Genomic DNA, 17,098 nt, shown 5'->3' with positions numbered 1-17,098 from the left:
TTAAACCGGCGGGCGCGAGAAACTCACCTGCATCTGCAGATGATCCGCGTCGTCGATCGCCCGCAGGTACTCCTCCACGCTGACCTCGCCGGCACTGGACCGGGCGCCCGCTGCCGGTACATGGCCGGCCAGCAGCTTGTGCACCACCGCCACTGCCGCGCAGCTGGGGATCTCCGGGCCGTGGTCGTGGGTCGCGGTCAGCTGGGCGTTCATCGTCAGGGGCTGGCCATCCTGCCCCAGGCCATGGACGTCGACATACAGGGCGCTGAGGCCGTCGCCAAAACCTTCGAACCAGGTGCCGCAGCGATGCAGGCGCGCCGCCCAGGGCGCGGGGTCGCGCACCAGCCCGAGCTTCACGGCCTGAGCCAGCAAGGCGTTGGCCAGCCCGGCGATCTTCAGCCCGGCACCGGCCTTGAAGCTCAGGGTGTGGGCGCCGTAACGCTCGGCGAACAGGTCCAGGTCCGGCACATCGACATTGGCCACCAGGCGCCTGCCCAGCCCCGGCAACTTGCGCAGGGTCAGGCCCTGCCAGCCGATCACCGGGTGCGGCCGGCCATCCTTGAGTTGCAGGATCGGCCGACCGGCATAGGCCAGCACGCCCTGGATGGTGGACAGGCCGGGCATTTTCGCCGAGGAGGAAATGCCGTGCTCGATGCGCTCGATGCGGGAAAAATGCCCGCGATGCTCATCGATGATCGCCGCCGACAGGGTCGGCACCGAGCTGCAACCGCTGAGCACCGTCACCCCGGCGGCCCGCGCCTGGGCGTCGAGGGCGCCGATGCCGCGCACGAACTGGCGGCAGTCGGCCAGGTCGCAGTAGTTGACCCCGGCCTCGATGCAGCCCTGGGCCACCGCGTAGGACTGGCCCTGGAACGGCCCTCCGGTGTGGATCACCCAATGCACGTCCAGGGCCTTGAGCGCCGGCGCCCACTGCGGGCCCATGGCATCGCCGCACCAACCTTCACAGGGCTGTCCACCCTCGGCTTGCAGCGCCTGAACCTTGGCCGCGAGCTTGCGTGGGTCGCGCCCGGAAATCAGCAGATGCACCCCGGGCGTACGGATCAGATAGCGGCAGACGATGCTGCCGAAATTGCCATAACCACCGACCACCAACACCCTGAGCGTCATTACCTGCATCCTTGAACCAAGCCATTGCGCAGCTGCCAAGCTGCCATTCGAGGCGCGGCAGCTTGGTTGATTTGCCAGCGCTCGACAAGTACCCGAACAACGCCAATCCGCGCCTGAAGCCCCCTCGGCAGGCATCCGTAATATTCAGTTGGAAAAAAATTGCCAATGCCGGTCCGGCATAATGCTATGCAAATTCCTCATCAACTACGGCCTTGCAGCGTGATAGCCTCGTCCTGCTATGTCGGCCTCGCATAACAAACCTGCCGGTTCGCGCAACCGAGCGGGATAAAGACGCCTTGCTACCCACCTTGTTTCATCTTCATCTGCCCAACTAACGTTTCGCTGCGAGCCGCTCTTTCCCCGGCTCGCCAAGGGAACTGATTGCAAAATTTGACTCGACCTCAAGGTCGATCTCTCGATCCTATCTCGGAGCTGTTATGTCCAGGCTTTCCCATCAAGATTTGCGCCGCGGTTTCCGTGAACTGATCGCCTCCTCGTCCTGCTACCACACCGCTTCCGTGTTTGACCCGATGTCCGCCCGTATCGCCGCCGACCTGGGTTTTGAAGTGGGCATCCTCGGAGGCTCCGTGGCCTCGCTGCAGGTTCTGGCAGCCCCCGACTTCGCCCTGATCACCCTCAGCGAATTCGCCGAGCAGGCCACCCGCATCGGCCGCGTGGCCCAGCTGCCGGTGATCGCCGACGCCGACCACGGCTACGGCAACGCGCTGAACGTGATGCGCACCGTGGTGGAACTGGAACGGGCCGGCATCGCCGCGCTGACCATCGAAGACACCTTGCTGCCGGCGCAGTTCGGGCGCAAATCCACCGACCTGATTTCCGTGGCCGAAGGCGTCGGCAAGATCCGCGCCGCCCTGGAAGCCCGGGTCGACACCGAGCTGGCGATCATCGCCCGGACCAACGCCGGCATCCTCCCGGTGCAGGAAATCATCAGCCGTACCCAGCAGTACCAGCGCGCGGGCGCCGACGCCATCTGCATGGTCGGCATCCGCGATTTCGAGCAACTGGAACAGATCTCCGAGCACCTGAGCGTACCGCTGATGCTGGTGACCTACGGCAACCCGGCACTGCGCGACGATGCACGCCTGGCCGAGCTGGGGGTGAAAATCGCGGTGGACGGCCATGCCGCTTACTTCGCCGCGATCAAGGCCACCTACGACTGCCTGCGCGAGCAGCGGCAGATCTTCACCCAGGCCTCGGACCTGAGTGCCACCGAGCTGGCCCATACCTACACCCAGCCCGAGGACTACATCGTCTGGGCCAAGGAGTTCATGAGCGTCAAGGAGTAACACCGGCGATTGGCCGGGGTGAGGCGAAACGCCTCAACCCTGGGCCGATTTCAACGCGCCTTCCACGCAGTCGAGGATCTGCCCGATGGTCCAGGGCTTGCGGATGAAGGTCACCGGATAGCGCACCCCGGAGCTCTCGGGGGTCTCGAAACCCGACATCACCACGATCGGCAGCGACGGCCAGCGTTCAGCGCACAGGTTGCTCAGGCTGGCGCCATTGAGCGTGCCGGGCATGCTGATATCGGTCAGCAACAGGGTCACGTGCGCGGCATGCGCCTGCAGAAAGTCCCAGGCTCGATCGGCGCTGTCCATGGCCTGGGTGGCAAATCCCTCGTCCTGCAGAATCTCGCACAGGAACTCCAGCACCGTCGGTTCGTCCTCCACCACCAGGATCAAGCGAGAGGTGGCGTCGGGGCTGACGGACGAGGCTGGGCACATGGGGCTGGCACTCCCTGGAAGGTTGAGAATTGCGCGGACAGGACCGCTGACAAGAGTTATGAGCGGCGGTGCGAGGATAAATTCACTCCTGATGCGTGCGCCGTGATTTTTTCGGACAGGTCCGAGCGGGGCCGCGATAATGCAGGCCCGATAACAACGCAACCACAAAGAGCGGTCACCCATGGAGTTCGATCCCCAATACCTGGCCCGGGCCCGGCATCTGGTGGTGTTCACCGGCGCCGGAGTCTCGGCGGAAAGTGGCATCCCGACCTTTCGCGACGCCCTGAGCGGCCTCTGGGAGCAGTTCGACCCGGCACAGCTGGCCACGCCACAGGCCTTCCGTGCCGACCCGGCGCTGGTCTGGGGCTGGTATGAAGGGCGGCGCCTGAAAGTGCTCGAAGCCCAGCCCAACCCGGCGCACCTGGCCATAGCCGAACTGGCGCGACGGGTGCCGCGCCTGACCCTGATCACCCAGAACGTCGACGACCTGCACGAGCGTGCCGGCAGCCCTTCGGTGCTGCACCTGCATGGCAGCCTGCACACGCCGATCTGCTTTGCCTGCCAGCGCCCGTGGCGCGGCGAACCGGCCGCACCGGTGCTCGCGGAACACGGCAGCCGCCTGGAGCCACCGCGCTGCAGCGGCTGCAACGGCAAGATCCGCCCTGGCGTGGTGTGGTTCGGCGAAGCGCTGCCGCCCGCCGTGCTCAAGGCCGCATTCAAGGCCGCCGGGGACTGCGATCTGCTGTTGTCGGTGGGGACCTCGGGGCTGGTGCAGCCGGCGGCGCAGATCCCCCAACTGGCCCTGCAACAGGGGGCCAGGGTGGTGCACATCAATCCCCAGCCCCAGGAGTGCCACGCGCCCCAGGAGTACAGCCTGACGGGCCCGGCCGGCCAGCTTCTGCCGCAACTCGTGCAGCGGGCCTTCACCTGATTCATCGGGCGTGGTCGGGCGGATCGTCATTTTTCCCGCCAAAACGGCCCGGCATGAGGTAGATTCAAGCAGCGACCAACCTCGCAACGACGTTTGCTTTCTTGCCCTGCCGCTGGAAACCAAGCCCCGTACCGGTGGCTCGTTCACTGCCCCGCCGTTTTTTCGCCACTGACCGCACCTGGCGCGGTGGCGCCGATTTCAGGAAATGGATTAATGCCGCAAAGACACGTGATCAATGCTTCGGTAAGCCCGAAAGGCAGCCTGGAGACCCTCTCGCAACGTGAAGTGCAACAACTCAGCGCCGCCGGCTCCGGCAGCATCTACACCCTGTTCCGCCAGTGCGCCCTGGCCATTCTCAATACCGGCGCCCACGTCGACAACGCCAAGACCATCCTCGACGCCTACCACGACTTCGAAGTGCGCATTCACCAGCAGGACCGCGGTGTGCGCCTGGAACTGCTCAATGCTCCGGCCGATGCCTTCGTCGACGGCGAGATGATCGCCAGCACCCGGGAAATGCTCTTCAGCGCCCTGCGCGACATCGTCTACACCGAGAACGAACTGGACAGCCAGCGCATCGACCTGGAGAGCTCCCAGGGCATCACCGACTATGTCTTCCACCTGCTGCGCAACGCCCGCACCCTGCGCCCCGGCGTCGAGCCGAAAATGGTGGTGTGCTGGGGCGGTCACTCGATCAACACCGAGGAATACAAGTACACCAAGAAGGTCGGCCATGAGCTGGGCCTGCGCAAACTGGACATCTGCACCGGCTGCGGCCCGGGCGTGATGAAAGGCCCGATGAAAGGCGCCACCATCGCCCATGCCAAGCAGCGCATGAGCGGCAGCCGCTACCTGGGCCTGACCGAACCGGGGATCATCGCCGCCGAGGCCCCCAACCCGATCGTCAACGAGCTGGTGATTCTGCCGGACATCGAGAAGCGCCTGGAGGCCTTCGTCCGCGTCGGCCACGGCATCATCATCTTCCCGGGGGGTGCCGGCACCGCCGAGGAGTTCCTCTACCTGCTGGGCATCCTGATGCACCCGGACAACCGCGACCTGCCGTTCCCGGTGATCCTCACCGGCCCGCGCAGCGCCGCGCCGTATCTGGAACAGCTCAACGCCTTTGTCCTGGCCACCCTGGGCGAAGCGGCGCAGCAGCACTACCAGATCATCATCGACAACCCGGCGGAGGTCGCCCGGCAGATGACCGAGGGGCTCAAGACCGTCAAGCAGTTCCGCCGCGAACGCAACGACGCCTTCCATTTCAACTGGCTGCTGAAAATCGACGAGGGCTTCCAGCGCCCCTTCGATCCGACCCACGAGAACATGGCCAACCTGCAACTGAACCACGCCCTGCCACCCCACGAACTGGCGGCCAACCTGCGCCGCGCGTTCTCCGGCATCGTCGCCGGCAACGTCAAGGACCAGGGCATCCGCCTGATCGAACAGAAAGGCCCGTACAGCATCCACGGTGACCCGGCGATCATGCAGCCCCTGGACCAACTGCTCAAAGCCTTCGTCGAGCAGCACCGCATGAAGCTGCCCGGCGGCGCCGCCTATGTGCCGTGCTACCGCGTGGTGAGCTGATCCGGCGACGCCTTTGACGGCCCCACGACGCCGCGCTCCTTTCCCGGGAGCGCGGCGTTTTTTTGCCCCGCTGGAGCCCGTGCCCTCAGCCATGGCCGTACCGCGCGGCCTCCCTGCCCGCAACACCGTTGGCCGAAAACAACGCGCCGGTTTGACAGCCTCCCTGGCGCTATGGAATAGTTTTTCAACAAAACGGAACAGCATTCCACTTTTTACAATTTCTGCTAAAAAAGGCCTGTCATCTTGAGTGAAGCCCCTGCTGCCCTCCTTCCACCCCTGGACTGTGACCTGCTGATAATAGGCTCCGGCGCCGCCGGTCTGGCCTGCGCGGTGACCGCCGCCTGGCACGGCCTGCAAGTGATAGTGGTGGAAAAGGATTCCACTTTCGGCGGTGCCAGTGCCTGGTCCGGTGGCTGGATGTGGGTGCCCGGCAACCCCCTGGCCCGCCGCGCCGGCATTGATGAAGACCCGCAGCAACCGCGCACCTACCTCAGGCATGAGCTGGGCGAACGCTATGACGCCGCGCGCATCGATGCCTTGCTGGATAACGGGCCGCAGATGGTGGCCTTCTTCGAGCAGCACACGGCCCTGCAATTCCTCGATGGCAATGGCATCCCCGACATCCACGGCCAGGTGCCCGGCGCCGGGATCGAGGGCCACCAGGTGATTGCCGCGCCCTATGACGCGCGGGCCATCGGCCCCTTGCTGAAACGCCTGCGCAAGACCCTGCGGGAAACCTCGTTCATGGGCATGCCGATCATGGCCGGTGCCGATCTCGGGGCCTTTCTCAGCATGACCCGTTCGTTCAAGTCGCTGCTGCATGTCGCCAAGCGTTTCAGCCGTCACCTGCGGGACCTGGCGCTGCACGGCCGGGCCATGCACCTGGTGAACGGCGTGGCGCTGATCGGCCGGCTGGCCAAGTCCGCCGAGCAATTGGGGGTCACCCTCATAGAATCCGCGCCGGCCCGCTCGCTCCTGCAGGATCGACACGGGGTGCACGGCGCCCTGGTGGACACGCCCCAAGGCCGGCGGGAAATCCGCGCCCGGCGTGGCGTGGTGCTGGCCGCCGGCGGGTTTGCCAATGACCCGGCCCGGCGCCAGGCGCTGTTTCCCCGGGCACCAGGCGCCGATCAGCATCTGGCGCTGCCCCCGTTGAGCTGTTCCGGGGATGGCATCCGCCTCGGTGAAGCCGCCGGCGCGGTGCTGGCCACGGATCTCGCCAGCCCAGTGGCCTGGGCCCCGGTATCGCGGGTGCGCCATGCCGACGGCAGCGTCGGACACTTTCCCCACATCATCGACCGAGCCAAGCCCGGATTGATCGGCGTGCTGGCCAACGGCAAGCGCTTCGTCAACGAGGCCGACGGTTACTACGACTACACCGCCGCCATGGTCGAGAAGGTGCCGGCCGGCGAGGAAGTGGCCTCCTGGCTGATCTGCGACCATCGCTTCCAGCGCCGCTACGGCCTGGGTTATGCCCGCCCCTTCCCGCTCCCCGTTGGCCCACTGGTGCGCAGCGGCTACCTGCGGCGGGCCGACTCCATCGCGGCCCTGGCCGGCCAATGCGGCATCGACCCACAAGCGCTGGAGGCCACGGTGCAGCACTTCAACCAGCACGCCCGCCACGGCCAGGACCCCGAGTTCGGCCGCGGCTCGACGCCCTACAACCGCAAGCAGGGCGACGCCCTGTACCCCGGCCCCAACCCTTGCGTGGCGCCCATCGAACAGGGGCCGTTCTACGCGGTGAAGGTGCTGCCCGGCAGCTTCGGCACCTTTGCCGGGCTCAAGACCAATGCCCAGGCCCAGGTGCTGGATCAGGCCGGCGCGGCGATCCCCGGGCTGTATGCGGCGGGCACCGACATGGCCAGCGTGATGGGCGGGTTCTATCCCTCCGGCGGCATCAACCTGGGCCCGGCCATGACCTTCGGCTACATCGCCGGGCGCCATGCGGCCGGGGTCGATACCTATGAAGCGGCACTGCCTCCGGTCGCCGTGGCCAGTCCGCGCTGAGCCACCACGGCGCGCTCAGGGCAAGCGGCCGCCAGCCGGGTCCTCACTCGCCACGGGGACCTGCAACTGGCTTTCGATCTGCCGGCCGAGGTAATACACGCCAGCCATGACCCCATGCTCGGGGTCATGCAGTTGCCGGGACCAGGCCTGGTCGAAGGCCGCCCCCAGGTCCCGCCGGGTCTGGGCCTGCAAGCCTTCCCGGTCATGGTCCTGGACCAGAGCCCGGACTCCGGCCACCCCCACCGAGATCAACGCACCGGCCACCCGCCCCACCGCCGCCGCCACCGCACCGGCGACCCCGCGGGTGGCGAACTGGGCCTGGAGTTTGTCGCTGGTCACCTGTGCCACCTGGGCCACCCCGGGGGCCGGCGAGTCGCGCTCGACCGCCGCTGCTCCGCGAAGCTGCTGCAACAGCGGTCCGTAGGCGGGCAAGCGGGCGATGGGCTCGACCCGCAGCAGCTGGGTCAAGGAGGCGCGCTGTTCGGCGGCCGGCCCCAGGTCGATGGCCAGGACCTGCCCCAGGTGCTGGTCCAGCTGCGGCGCCGGCAGCTGGTAGCGGTGGCCGATCTGCGCCAGTTGCTGGCGCAGCAACTGCACATAGAACTCCATGGCCTCGCCGGCGATCTCGTCGGCATCGATCTCCAGCGCCACTGGTGCCAGCACCCGCTCCTGGTACTGCTCCTGCAGGTAGGCGGCCAGGCGCCTGGAGGCTTGCCCGGTATCGCCCCGATTGTTCAGTGAATACCAGCCCACCTTCAGCGACAGCCATTCCTGGGTCCAGTACCCGCTGAACCAGGGAATGAACTGTTCGTCGGTCTGCTGGTAGACCCGGGTGCGCCAGTGCTCCATGGAGCCCTGGGCGTAGACTTCGGCCTGGGCGGTGGCGCTACGGGAAGCCTCAAGCAGCTCGCTGTTGACCGAACGCCAAGTGGCCGGGCTGACCGCGGTCGGCACCGCAGGCGCGGGCGGGCGCTGGGCGCAGCCGGCGAGCGCCAGCAACAGCGCCAGCAGCCAGTGGCGCCAGCAGAGCATCGATCGCCGCAAGGCAAGTTCCTCCCGCATTAGCCGCGCCAGCCTCCACAGAGCGCCATGGCGTTCCCGCAGTATAGGTAGCCTCGCGACAGTGGCCGCAAGCCATGCCCCTCACCTCGCACCGGGCTTTTTCCTGCCCTGTGAAGAAACACTGCCAGCCCCCGCTCTCCCCCGGTATATTGCCCCCCGGCGCTCGCGCCACGGACCCGCCCCTCGCCAAGGAACCCTCATGCTCTACCGCATCGCCGCCGACAGCCTGGTGCTGTTTCACCTGTCATTTATCGTCTTCGTACTCCTGGGCGGCCTGCTGGTGCTGCGTTATCCGCGGCTGATGCTGCTGCACCTGCCGGCCGCGGCCTGGGGCGTGGCGGTGGAAGTGCTGCACCTGGAATGCCCGCTGACCCGCTGGGAAAACCTGCTGCGCCATGCCGCCGGCCAGGACGGCTACGGCGCCGGGTTCATCGAGCACTACCTGATACCGCTGATCTACCCCGCCGGCCTGACCCCCGGCATCCAGCTGTGGCTGGGCAGCCTGGTGCTGCTGGTCAACCTTTCGGTCTATGTCTATCTGAGCCGGCGCTGGGCTCGCAGCCGCCACGCCTGAACCGGCGCTGCCGGCCTGCGGCAAGGCGCAAGTGCCGCGGCCCGTTTGCGCCCCTGGGCCGCCCGCGAGCTGATCCGCCCAATGGCGGCGCAGCACCGGCTGCTGTTGTTTGACGCAACGGGCACGGCCCCTGGCGACCTAGCCCGGCTCAAGCTCGGCCAGGCATGCGCAAGCCCGGGTCAGGACCTGCCAGGTGCTGTCGTCGGCGGGGATCAGGTGCTCGATGCGCAATGAAGCCACGGTGATGTCCTGAGGCATGCCGAAGGTGGTGAAGGTGGAGAGAAAACGCAGCTCGCCCTGGGGCCCGCGGACCCGGGTCAGCAGCAACGGCGCGGCCAGTTGCGAAGCGGGGGGCGATGCCCCCGGACACGGCAGACTCGCCAGCAAGGTCGCGAGCCCCGGCTCCCCCGCGGCCTCCCGCGCGGCCCGTTGCCAGGCCACCTGGCGGATCTCCTCGGCGTTGATCAGGCAGTCGCCGAATCCGCCGGGCGCCAACAGGGTCGTCAACAGATTGAAACCCTCCTCGAGCGCCTGCAACGGCAACCCCAACAGCTGAAACAGGGCCGTGGTGGCGTGGTTCGCCGCCCGCACCTGCCAGAGACTGTCGATGACAATGGCCGGCGCCGGGTTGTTGGCCTTGAGCAGGTGCATCAGGGCCATGCGCACCGGTTCCAGCCCTGGATCGTCCAACGCCAGGGCGGCGTAGCGTGGTGCGTAGCCGGCGGCGAGCAACACCCGGTTGCGGGTCTGCAACGGGGTGTCCAGGGTGCTCAGCAGGCTGTGCAGCAGCTGCGCGCTGGGTTGCGCGCGCCCGGTCTCGACGCAGCTCAGGTGGCGCTGCGACATACCGGCCTGCAAGGCCAGCTCCAGCTGGCTCAAGCGCGCCTGCTGACGCAACTGGCGCAACCACTGGCCCACGGACAGCGAGTCGACGGCGGCAGGTGCAAGGGTTTCGAACATGCTTCGGGTCATCCTGTACGGGGCGGTCAGCGCAGCGACTTGAAATAGATCAGCTCGGGATCCCCCGGATCGAGGTTCTCCACCACCCCGCTGGGCTGGAAACCGGCCTTGGCAATCAGTGCCTGAGCCGCGCGGTTGGAGCGGTTGGTGGAGATGAACAGTTTGTCGCTCAGGCAGGCCTGCTGCGCCGCCGCCAGCAACCGCAGGGCCACGCCCTGGCGCTGCTGATCGGCGGCCACCACCACCAGCGAGACGAAACCGTGGTCGAAAAAATCATGGCTCAGCAGCACATAGCCCAGCACCCGGGCGCCCTGCACCTCGACCCAGCACTGGCCCTGCTCGACGGCCCACTGCAGCGCCCGGCCCCGCTCGGGATGGGCACTGGCATAGGTATCGAAGCCGAGCATGGCCGGCACATCCTCGGGCCGGGCCTTGCGGATCATCCGCTGTGCAGTCGGGTCGGGGGGCTGTTCGCTCATCACTGCTCGCTCCTTGAAGGTGATCGTCATACGGGCGCATCTGACAGGATCGGCCGCCCTGCTGTCTATGACCTGTGAGGTCATTGAGTGACGACGGGCCTGCCACTTAGCCTGTTGGCCTGTCGCCGTTCAAGGAGTTTCACCGTGAAAAACACCCTCTGGACGCTCTGTCTGGCCCTGTTCGCCGGGCATGAGCTGGATGCCGTGGCCCAGTCCGAGTGGCGCCTGCTGTATGGCTTGCGCCACCTCGATCCGGCGCTGGGGCAGGCGTTGTTCATCGCCCTGCACGTCCCCCTGGTGGTTGCGCTGATCGGGCTCACCGGGCATTCGCGTCCCGCCGTGCGCCGCAGCAGCCGGCGACTGCTGGCCGGATTCGCCGTGGTCCACGCCGGGCTGCACTTCAACCTGCGCGAGCATCCGCTGTATCGGTTCGACTCGCCGCTGTCCCAGGCGTTGATCTTCGCTTGCGCTGGCGCCGGGCTGCTCTACCTGCTGGTCGACCTGGGCCGGCGCGACCGCCAGGCCGCCCTCCCGCTCACGGACTGATCGAGGACTTCAGCATGCGCCGCCCCTACCCGGCACTCCTGGCCCTGCTGGCCTTCAGCGGCTACACCCTGTTCACCCTGCTCCAGGCCGAGCAGTCGCTGCTGCAGTTCGGTGTGCAACTGCTGTCGCGGCCCGACACCGCGCAAGTGGTGATCGACCTGTACCTGATGGCGCTGCTGGCCTCGGTCTGGATGCTCAACGACGCCCGCCGCCGCGGCCGCTCCGTCCGCTCGGTGCTGCCCTATCTGCTGCTGACCGCCGTGTTCGTTTCCATCGGACCGCTGCTGTACCTCGTGGTCCAGGGTTGGCGTCGCCCTTCAGCGCTGCCGGGCCGGAGACGCTGAAGCCCCGGCCACCCGCGGATCGGTATCCAGGCCGGGTGAGGAATGATCCTGTGGGCCCTCCGAACCGACCCAGCGCCTGGCCCGTGCCGGCGGGATTGGACGGCCCCCCCCATCGGCGGCGCGAGGATGGCCCATGATTCATGGACAGCCCTCGAGAGGACAGCCGCGGCCGCCCCAGGCTCCGATCGCTCCAGCGCGGCCATGCACTGCAAGAGCGGTTGCCGAACCCCGGCACGGCCAGGCCTGAGATCCAGGGCGTTCAGAGCCGTTGCCCTCAGACCAGGAGGCCGTTCGAAGTGTGGCGACTTGCTCGCCAAGCGTCGTCCAGGTCAACCACTCGGTTGACTAAGCATTGATGCAAGTCATGAATCAAGTCCGCTCAAAGATACAGTATCGGGCCCTTTATTTTTTGCACTACTTGAACATCACCCGCACTAAACCCTCAACTAAGCAACATTAAAAATAAATTCAATAGACGGCCTTGCGCCGCCAACTTTCTGTGCTAGAAATATGTGCTTCCTCCAACTAGCGCAACTGAGGAAGGCTTGCCAGTCATTGACAACGAGCGTCTTTCAACGACAGAAGTTCGCTCTCGGCATGCAATTAACGAGTGTTTTCGCTCACCCCGTCATCGTTACGGATGAACATTTCAAACAAGGATGTTGTATGAAAATTGTAGGACTTTCAGGAATTCTTCCTTCGCGAATCGTTACTAACCAGGATGTTCTTGATCTGGTTGAAGAACACTCGAAAAACACCTTTCAGGATGACTTGCCCAAGACCCTGAAGACCATCGGAAAACTGCTCGACAAGAGCGGCATCGAAACCCGGCATTGGTTGGCCGCCGGAGAAAAACCAATGGATCTGATGACCGCAGCCTTTGACTCGGCATTGGCCCAGGCCAATATCAACAAGGCCGACCTGGACTTGTTGATCTATCCCAACGTTACCCGGGGCTTCATCGAGCCGGCCAACAGCACCTTCATGGCCAAGGCCCTGGGCCTGAACTGCAGGAACTTCGACGTGGTCGACGCCTGCAACGGCTGGGTGACCGCCATGGATGTGATCAACAGCAAGATGGAAGCCGGAGAGATACGCTACGCGGCCATTATCAACATGGAATTCGGCATGTCTGACGGCGGGCCGGTGATGCCGAAGAACTTCTCTTTGCAGTCTCCATCGGAACTGGCGTACAAGTTCCCAAGTTTCACCATCGGTGAAGCGGCAACAGTCACCATCCTCAGCAATGAGTCGCCTGGAAACTTCAAGTTCTCTTATATCAACCGCCCCGATCTCAGCGACTTGTCGACCATTTCCCTGCCGGACTGGAAGCTGTTTTGCAATGAAGAAGATACTCCGCGCATTGCACCGACCGGCGGGCAGTATCAGTTCAACTCCTACGCGGCTGCCTTGCATGAAGATGGTCGCAATGAAGCCATAAAAGTGTTCAACATGCATAAGGTCAGCGGCGCGGACATCCATAAAGTGTTCATTCATACCGGCTCGCCAAAAATGTGGGAACACATTGGTGAACTGATCGGCATTGATCACAAGTTGCATCATGTCGGGCATAAAACCGGCAATATCATTACGGCGTCCATTCCCTATGGAATTTACGACGCCATCAGCCGGGGCAACGCTGAAAAAGACCAGTTCTGCATGGGCTGGGCGGGAAGTGGCGGGATGGTCTTTTCTGCCCTTTCGTTCCGGTTGTAAGGCGCCACGGCCAGTCTCTCGATCGGGGGGGACGCGACTGAACCTCGCTGCCCCCCTGATCAGTTCGCCAGATACGCCTCGCGCGACGTGCCGCTGCCCTGCGGCACGTCGCGCATTGCATCCCGCCCGCCGCGCTTGCCTGTCAGATCAGGCGCTGGATCTGCTTGTGGCGCCAGACCAGCTTGAAGTAGCAGACCTGCAGCACCAGCATGCTCAGGTAGGCCACCGGGAAGGCCATCCACACCCCTTGCAGGCCGAAGTGCGCATCCAGCAGATAGGCCGCCGGCACCTGCACCCCGAGGATGCAGAAGATCGAGATCGCCACCGGCATCAGCACCGTGCCGCTGGCACGCATGATGCCGCCCACCACCGCCTGGAAGCCGAACACCAGGATGCTCCAGAGCATGATGTGCAACAGATGCTCGGCCTGTATCAGGGCCGTCGGATCGATGATGAACAACCCCAGCAGCCAGTGGGAAATCAGGTAGCCGAGCAACACCAGGGCGCCGGTCAGGCACAGGTTGATCGCCAGCCCGGTGCGCAGGATCGGACTGATGCGCTCCAGGCGTCCGGCACCGATGGCCTGGGCCCCGAGGATCGACGCGGTGATGGCGATCGACAGCGCCGGAAACTGCACATAGTTGACGATCTGGGTCACCGCGCCATAGGCCGCCGTGGCCTGGGAGCCGTGACGGTTGACCAGGGCCAGGATCACCAGTTCGGACAGCGAGATCACCACCATCTGCACCCCGGTGGGCAGGCCGATGCGCAGCACTTTGCCGAGGATTGCCCGGTCCAGCTTCATCGCCGCGAACAGCGCCCGGTCCGGCGCCAGCGGGTGTGCCCGGCCGCTCAGGCGCCAGACCAGAAAGCCCATGGCCAGGATATTGCCCACCAGCCCGGCGAACGCCGCGCTCTGGATGCCCATCGGTGGCAACCCCAGCCAGCCGCGAATCAGCGCCGGGGTCAGCAGCAGGCCCACCAGGGTCGAGACGATCAGCGCCAGCAATGGCGACAGGGTGTCACTGACACCGCGCAGCAACTGAGTGAAGAGCACGAACACCAGCAGCAACGGCATGATCAGCATCATCACCCGGGCGTAGCCCACCGCATCGTCCAGCACATCCACCGGTGTCCCCAGGCCCTGCAAGGCCGGTCGGGCGAACAGCATGCCCAGCACCGCCCCCAACAGCCCGATCAGCGCGCCGAGCAACAGCGTGCTGCCGGCCACCGCCTTGACCGTGCCCGGCTCCCGGGCGCCCCAGGCCTGGCCGATCAGCACCGAGGCTCCCGCCCCCAGGCCGATCACCAGGGCAATGAAGAAGAACACGATGGGAAACATCCCCGATACCGCGGCCAGCGCCTGGGTCCCCAGCATCTGACCGATGTAGATGCCGTTGAGGGTGCCGGAAAACGACTGCAGGAAGTTCGACAGCACCATGGGCAAGAGGAAGATCAGGTACACCTGCCAGAGCGGGCGCTGAGCGGGAATGGACATGGAACAGGCAACCTCGGATCAAGACGACAAAGGGCCGCGAAGAACCTCCGCAGCGCGGAGCTCGCGTCGGTCATGGACAGTGCTGCGAAGAGGGCCGCGCGGGGTATTCCGGCAGTGCGGCGGCCTGAGGTTTATATCAGCGGTTGACCTCGACTACCACCCGCCCGCGCACCTGGCCCTCAAGCGGCTCGGGGCCGGGCGCTCCCCGGCCTGCACCCGCCCCAGGGTGCAGGCGTGGCAGCCCCTGCCCTGCGGCGTTACCATTGCCCGCCGCTCCCCCTCACCGAATGGATTCCCGACCGTGTCCCACCTCCTGGAAAAAGCTGCCGCACGTGGCGATCTCATTGCACTCAACCGCCTGCTGGACGCTGGCGCGGACCTTGAATGGCAGCACAAGAGCACCGGGCGCACGGCCCTGCTGGCCGCCACTATCGCCGGCCACTCGGCCGCCGTGGCACTGCTGCTGGAGCGCCGCGCGAATGTGCAGCAGCCGTGCAAGGCCCTGGGCTACAGCCCGCTGGCCTGGGCCGCGAGCCAGGGCGACCTGGCCTGTGCCGAGCTGCTGATTGCCCATGGCGCCGCACTCGAACAAGCCTCCCCCGAGCTACGACGCACGGCCCTGATGAACGCCGCCCAGGCCGGCCACGAAGCGATGGTGGCCTTGCTGCTGAACGCTGGCGCCGATCCCCGGCCGCTGGACTTTCAGCAGCGCAACGCCTGGTCCCTGGCCCAAGAAAAGTCCCATGCCCGGATCATGCAACTGCTCGAACAGGCCGGCGCTGGAGCGCCACCGCCCCCCACGCCCGCCCCTCACCTGACCTGGCCGGAGCCGCCGGAGGATGGCGACTGCAGTGTCGACCCGGTCACTCAGGTGCGCGCCTATACCCTGGCCGTGGCCGCCTGGGAACAACGTGGCAATGCCGCGGGCCACGAAGCGCTCGATGCCGGCTTCTGGGCCGAACCGCAACAGCTCATCGAACGCTTCTGCACCCAGCGCCCGCGGGCCTATCCGCGTGCGTCCTACGGTTTTCCCACGACCTATTCGCCCGCCGATGAACTGCTCGGCTGCGAACGGCTCAAGCCCGCCCAGGCTGAAGTGCTGATCCGCGACCCGGCCATTCGGGCGCTGTGCTACGAACACCGTTTCCTGCTCAAGCAGGTCGCCGGGCAATGGCGGATCGACAGCGTCAAACGCCGCCTGGCCGGCACCCAGAAATGGGCAAACGCCCTCCTCTGATGAAAAACTCGGCGACGAGGACTTCAACGACGAAGGCCACCCCTTTGCCCTGGCCTGCTAGCAGGGCCGGGACAACAGCCGCTTTGCCTGCGAGCAGCGTCTACCGGGTGGAAAACAGCTGGCACAACCATGACCGGCCGACCGCGGTGATGGACCGGCGGCTGGCCGCAGTCCATCCACCGCGCACAGCGGGCCAGGCTCGTGGTTGGCGGATATCGCCCCGCCCGTGGTTAAATGCCGCCCCCGAAAAATGACCGGCCCTGCTGATGACACCTCTCGCCCTCGCCACCCTCAACCAGCACTTGCTGACCGCCCTGGCCGCCGCGCCCACCGAGACCCGGCGCCTGTTCCATGGCCGCGGCCGCTGCTGGCCGGGGCTGGAGCAACTGACCGTGGACTGGTTGCAGGGCGTGCTGCTGGTGTCGCTGTTCAAGGAGCCCGAGGCCGGACAACTGGCCGCCTTGCAGCAACTGCTGACCGACCTGGGCTCGACCCCGCAATGGGCCGCCAGCGGCGCCCGCAGCCTGATGCTGCAACACCGCTACCTGCCCGACAGCCGTGGCGAATGGCTGCTGGGCGAGGCGATTGACAGCTGCACCATCACCGAGGAAGGCCTGCGCTACCAGGTGGACCTGGGCAGCAAGCAGAACAACGGACTGTTTCTCGACATGCGCTATGGACGCAACTGGGTGCGGGCCAACGCCCAGGGCAAGAACGTCCTGAACCTGTTTGCCTACACCTGCGGCTTTTCCGTGGCGGCGATTGCCGGTGGTGCCGAGCGAGTGGTGAACCTCGACATGTCCCGGGCGGCCCTGAGCCGTGGTCGCGACAACCATAGGCTCAACGGCCACGACACTGGCCGGGTGAGTTTCCTCGGGCATGACCTGTTCAAGTCCTGGAGCAAGGTCAAGCAAGGGGGGCCCTATGACCTGGTGATCATTGACCCGCCGTCGTTCCAGAAAGGCAGCTTTGTCCTCGGCAAGGACTATGCGCGGGTGCTGCGGCGCTTGCCGGAACTGCTGACGGCCAATGGCTGCGTATTGGCGTGCATGAATGACCCGGCGTTCAGCGTGGACTTTCTTTTGGAAGGGGTGATGCAGGAGGCGCCGGGGTTGCGCTTTGAACAGCGACTGGAGAATCCGCCGGAGTTTCCGGATGCCGATCCGCAGTGCGGGCTCAAGGCGCTGGTGTTTCGTCAGGGGCAATAGGGAGGTATTGGGCGGCAGGGGGTTTTGTCTTGGTGGCTCGGTTGATGGGGTACATATCCGTTGCTGCGGTTACGGC

The 17,098-nt window shown here is 65.8% G+C and carries 16 protein-coding genes; 10 read left to right on the top strand and 6 right to left on the bottom strand.

Annotated features, from left to right (window positions below):
- Entirely contained in the window at nt 1-1,128 is a 1,128-nt protein-coding gene (locus PST29_RS12570) for a saccharopine dehydrogenase family protein (protein ID WP_060843256.1), read from the bottom strand.
- 437 nt (nt 1,129-1,565) lie between these two features.
- On the opposite strand from PST29_RS12570, the gene PST29_RS12565 reads away from it, so the two are divergent.
- Nucleotides 1,566-2,435 (top strand): isocitrate lyase/PEP mutase family protein, encoded by an 870-nt coding sequence (locus PST29_RS12565; protein WP_060838771.1) that lies wholly within the window; start codon nt 1,566-1,568, stop codon nt 2,433-2,435.
- 33 nt (nt 2,436-2,468) lie between these two features.
- On the opposite strand, the gene PST29_RS12560 is transcribed toward PST29_RS12565, so the two are convergent.
- Complete coding sequence (locus PST29_RS12560) at nt 2,469-2,873, bottom strand: response regulator (protein WP_060843255.1); 405 nt, start codon at nt 2,871-2,873, stop codon at nt 2,469-2,471.
- A 181-nt stretch (nt 2,874-3,054) separates the two neighbouring features.
- On the opposite strand from PST29_RS12560, the gene PST29_RS12555 reads away from it, so the two are divergent.
- The 3 genes from PST29_RS12555 (at nt 3,055) to PST29_RS12545 (ending at nt 7,398) form a co-directional block, all read left to right on the top strand.
- Nucleotides 3,055-3,804, top strand: coding sequence for an SIR2 family NAD-dependent protein deacylase (locus PST29_RS12555; RefSeq protein WP_060843254.1), 750 nt, complete (start codon nt 3,055-3,057; stop codon nt 3,802-3,804).
- Nucleotides 3,805-4,017: 213 nt separating this feature from the next.
- Entirely contained in the window at nt 4,018-5,391 is a 1,374-nt protein-coding gene (gene ppnN / locus PST29_RS12550) for a nucleotide 5'-monophosphate nucleosidase PpnN (RefSeq protein ID WP_060838768.1), read from the top strand.
- 243 nt (nt 5,392-5,634) lie between these two features.
- Entirely contained in the window at nt 5,635-7,398 is a 1,764-nt protein-coding gene (locus PST29_RS12545; protein WP_060843253.1) for an FAD-dependent oxidoreductase, read from the top strand.
- Nucleotides 7,399-7,413: 15 nt separating this feature from the next.
- On the opposite strand, the gene PST29_RS12540 is transcribed toward PST29_RS12545, so the two are convergent.
- Nucleotides 7,414-8,442, bottom strand: a complete 1,029-nt coding sequence (locus PST29_RS12540) for a hypothetical protein (RefSeq protein ID WP_232513231.1) — start codon at nt 8,440-8,442, stop codon at nt 7,414-7,416.
- Nucleotides 8,443-8,659: 217 nt separating this feature from the next.
- Here PST29_RS12540 and PST29_RS12535 point away from each other — a divergent pair, with 217 nt between their 5' ends.
- Nucleotides 8,660-9,034, top strand: coding sequence for a DUF2784 domain-containing protein (locus tag PST29_RS12535; RefSeq protein WP_060838765.1), 375 nt, complete (start codon nt 8,660-8,662; stop codon nt 9,032-9,034).
- Between the two features lie 138 nt (nt 9,035-9,172).
- On the opposite strand, the gene PST29_RS12530 is transcribed toward PST29_RS12535, so the two are convergent.
- Nucleotides 9,173-9,994, bottom strand: coding sequence for a helix-turn-helix domain-containing protein (locus PST29_RS12530; protein ID WP_060843251.1), 822 nt, complete (start codon nt 9,992-9,994; stop codon nt 9,173-9,175).
- 26 nt (nt 9,995-10,020) lie between these two features.
- Nucleotides 10,021-10,473 (bottom strand): GNAT family N-acetyltransferase, encoded by a 453-nt coding sequence (locus tag PST29_RS12525; protein WP_060843250.1) that lies wholly within the window; start codon nt 10,471-10,473, stop codon nt 10,021-10,023.
- Nucleotides 10,474-10,617: 144 nt separating this feature from the next.
- On the opposite strand from PST29_RS12525, the gene PST29_RS12520 reads away from it, so the two are divergent.
- The 3 genes from PST29_RS12520 (at nt 10,618) to PST29_RS12510 (ending at nt 13,079) form a co-directional block, all read left to right on the top strand.
- Nucleotides 10,618-11,019: a DUF6713 family protein gene (locus PST29_RS12520; RefSeq protein ID WP_060843249.1), complete on the top strand. Its 402-nt coding sequence runs from the start codon at nt 10,618-10,620 to the stop codon at nt 11,017-11,019.
- A 14-nt stretch (nt 11,020-11,033) separates the two neighbouring features.
- Nucleotides 11,034-11,363, top strand: coding sequence for a DUF2834 domain-containing protein (locus PST29_RS12515; protein ID WP_060843248.1), 330 nt, complete (start codon nt 11,034-11,036; stop codon nt 11,361-11,363).
- Nucleotides 11,364-12,029: 666 nt separating this feature from the next.
- On the top strand, nt 12,030-13,079 hold the full coding sequence (locus PST29_RS12510; RefSeq protein WP_060843247.1) for a 3-oxoacyl-[acyl-carrier-protein] synthase III C-terminal domain-containing protein: 1,050 nt from the start codon (nt 12,030-12,032) through the stop codon (nt 13,077-13,079).
- A 142-nt stretch (nt 13,080-13,221) separates the two neighbouring features.
- Here the strand turns inward: PST29_RS12510 and PST29_RS12505 are convergent, their stop codons facing one another.
- Complete coding sequence (locus tag PST29_RS12505; RefSeq protein ID WP_060843246.1) at nt 13,222-14,577, bottom strand: MATE family efflux transporter; 1,356 nt, start codon at nt 14,575-14,577, stop codon at nt 13,222-13,224.
- A 301-nt stretch (nt 14,578-14,878) separates the two neighbouring features.
- On the opposite strand from PST29_RS12505, the gene PST29_RS12500 reads away from it, so the two are divergent.
- Together PST29_RS12500 and PST29_RS12495 are read left to right on the top strand one after the other, a co-directional pair.
- Nucleotides 14,879-15,814, top strand: a complete 936-nt coding sequence (locus PST29_RS12500) for an ankyrin repeat domain-containing protein (RefSeq protein WP_060843245.1) — start codon at nt 14,879-14,881, stop codon at nt 15,812-15,814.
- A 266-nt stretch (nt 15,815-16,080) separates the two neighbouring features.
- Nucleotides 16,081-17,022 carry a class I SAM-dependent methyltransferase gene (locus PST29_RS12495; protein WP_060843244.1) on the top strand — a complete coding sequence of 314 codons (942 nt, stop codon included), beginning with the start codon at nt 16,081-16,083 and terminating at the stop codon, nt 17,020-17,022.
- Nucleotides 17,023-17,098: the final 76 nt, after the last annotated feature.

This window comes from Pseudomonas sp. St29 (assembly GCF_001547915.1).
GTDB lineage: Bacteria > Pseudomonadota > Gammaproteobacteria > Pseudomonadales > Pseudomonadaceae > Aquipseudomonas.
Note: the sequence above shows the minus strand (reverse complement) of the source record. Positions and strands in the feature narration are given on the sequence as shown.

What these genes read in the sequence shown, in the direction of transcription:
- PST29_RS12570 (WP_060843256.1), bottom strand. Translation starts at nt 1,128, where the DNA reads ATGACGCTCAGGGTGTTGGTGGTCGGTGGTTATGGCAATTTCGGCAGC.
- PST29_RS12560 (WP_060843255.1), bottom strand. Translation starts at nt 2,873, where the DNA reads ATGTGCCCAGCCTCGTCCGTCAGCCCCGACGCCACCTCTCGCTTGATC.
- PST29_RS12555 (WP_060843254.1), top strand. Translation starts at nt 3,055, where the DNA reads ATGGAGTTCGATCCCCAATACCTGGCCCGGGCCCGGCATCTGGTGGTG.
- ppnN (WP_060838768.1), top strand. Translation starts at nt 4,018, where the DNA reads ATGCCGCAAAGACACGTGATCAATGCTTCGGTAAGCCCGAAAGGCAGC.
- PST29_RS12530 (WP_060843251.1), bottom strand. Translation starts at nt 9,994, where the DNA reads ATGTTCGAAACCCTTGCACCTGCCGCCGTCGACTCGCTGTCCGTGGGC.
- PST29_RS12505 (WP_060843246.1), bottom strand. Translation starts at nt 14,577, where the DNA reads ATGTCCATTCCCGCTCAGCGCCCGCTCTGGCAGGTGTACCTGATCTTC.
- PST29_RS12535 (WP_060838765.1), top strand. Translation starts at nt 8,660, where the DNA reads ATGCTCTACCGCATCGCCGCCGACAGCCTGGTGCTGTTTCACCTGTCA.
- PST29_RS12525 (WP_060843250.1), bottom strand. Translation starts at nt 10,473, where the DNA reads ATGAGCGAACAGCCCCCCGACCCGACTGCACAGCGGATGATCCGCAAG.
- PST29_RS12515 (WP_060843248.1), top strand. Translation starts at nt 11,034, where the DNA reads ATGCGCCGCCCCTACCCGGCACTCCTGGCCCTGCTGGCCTTCAGCGGC.
- PST29_RS12565 (WP_060838771.1), top strand. Translation starts at nt 1,566, where the DNA reads ATGTCCAGGCTTTCCCATCAAGATTTGCGCCGCGGTTTCCGTGAACTG.
- PST29_RS12495 (WP_060843244.1), top strand. Translation starts at nt 16,081, where the DNA reads ATGACACCTCTCGCCCTCGCCACCCTCAACCAGCACTTGCTGACCGCC.
- PST29_RS12510 (WP_060843247.1), top strand. Translation starts at nt 12,030, where the DNA reads ATGAAAATTGTAGGACTTTCAGGAATTCTTCCTTCGCGAATCGTTACT.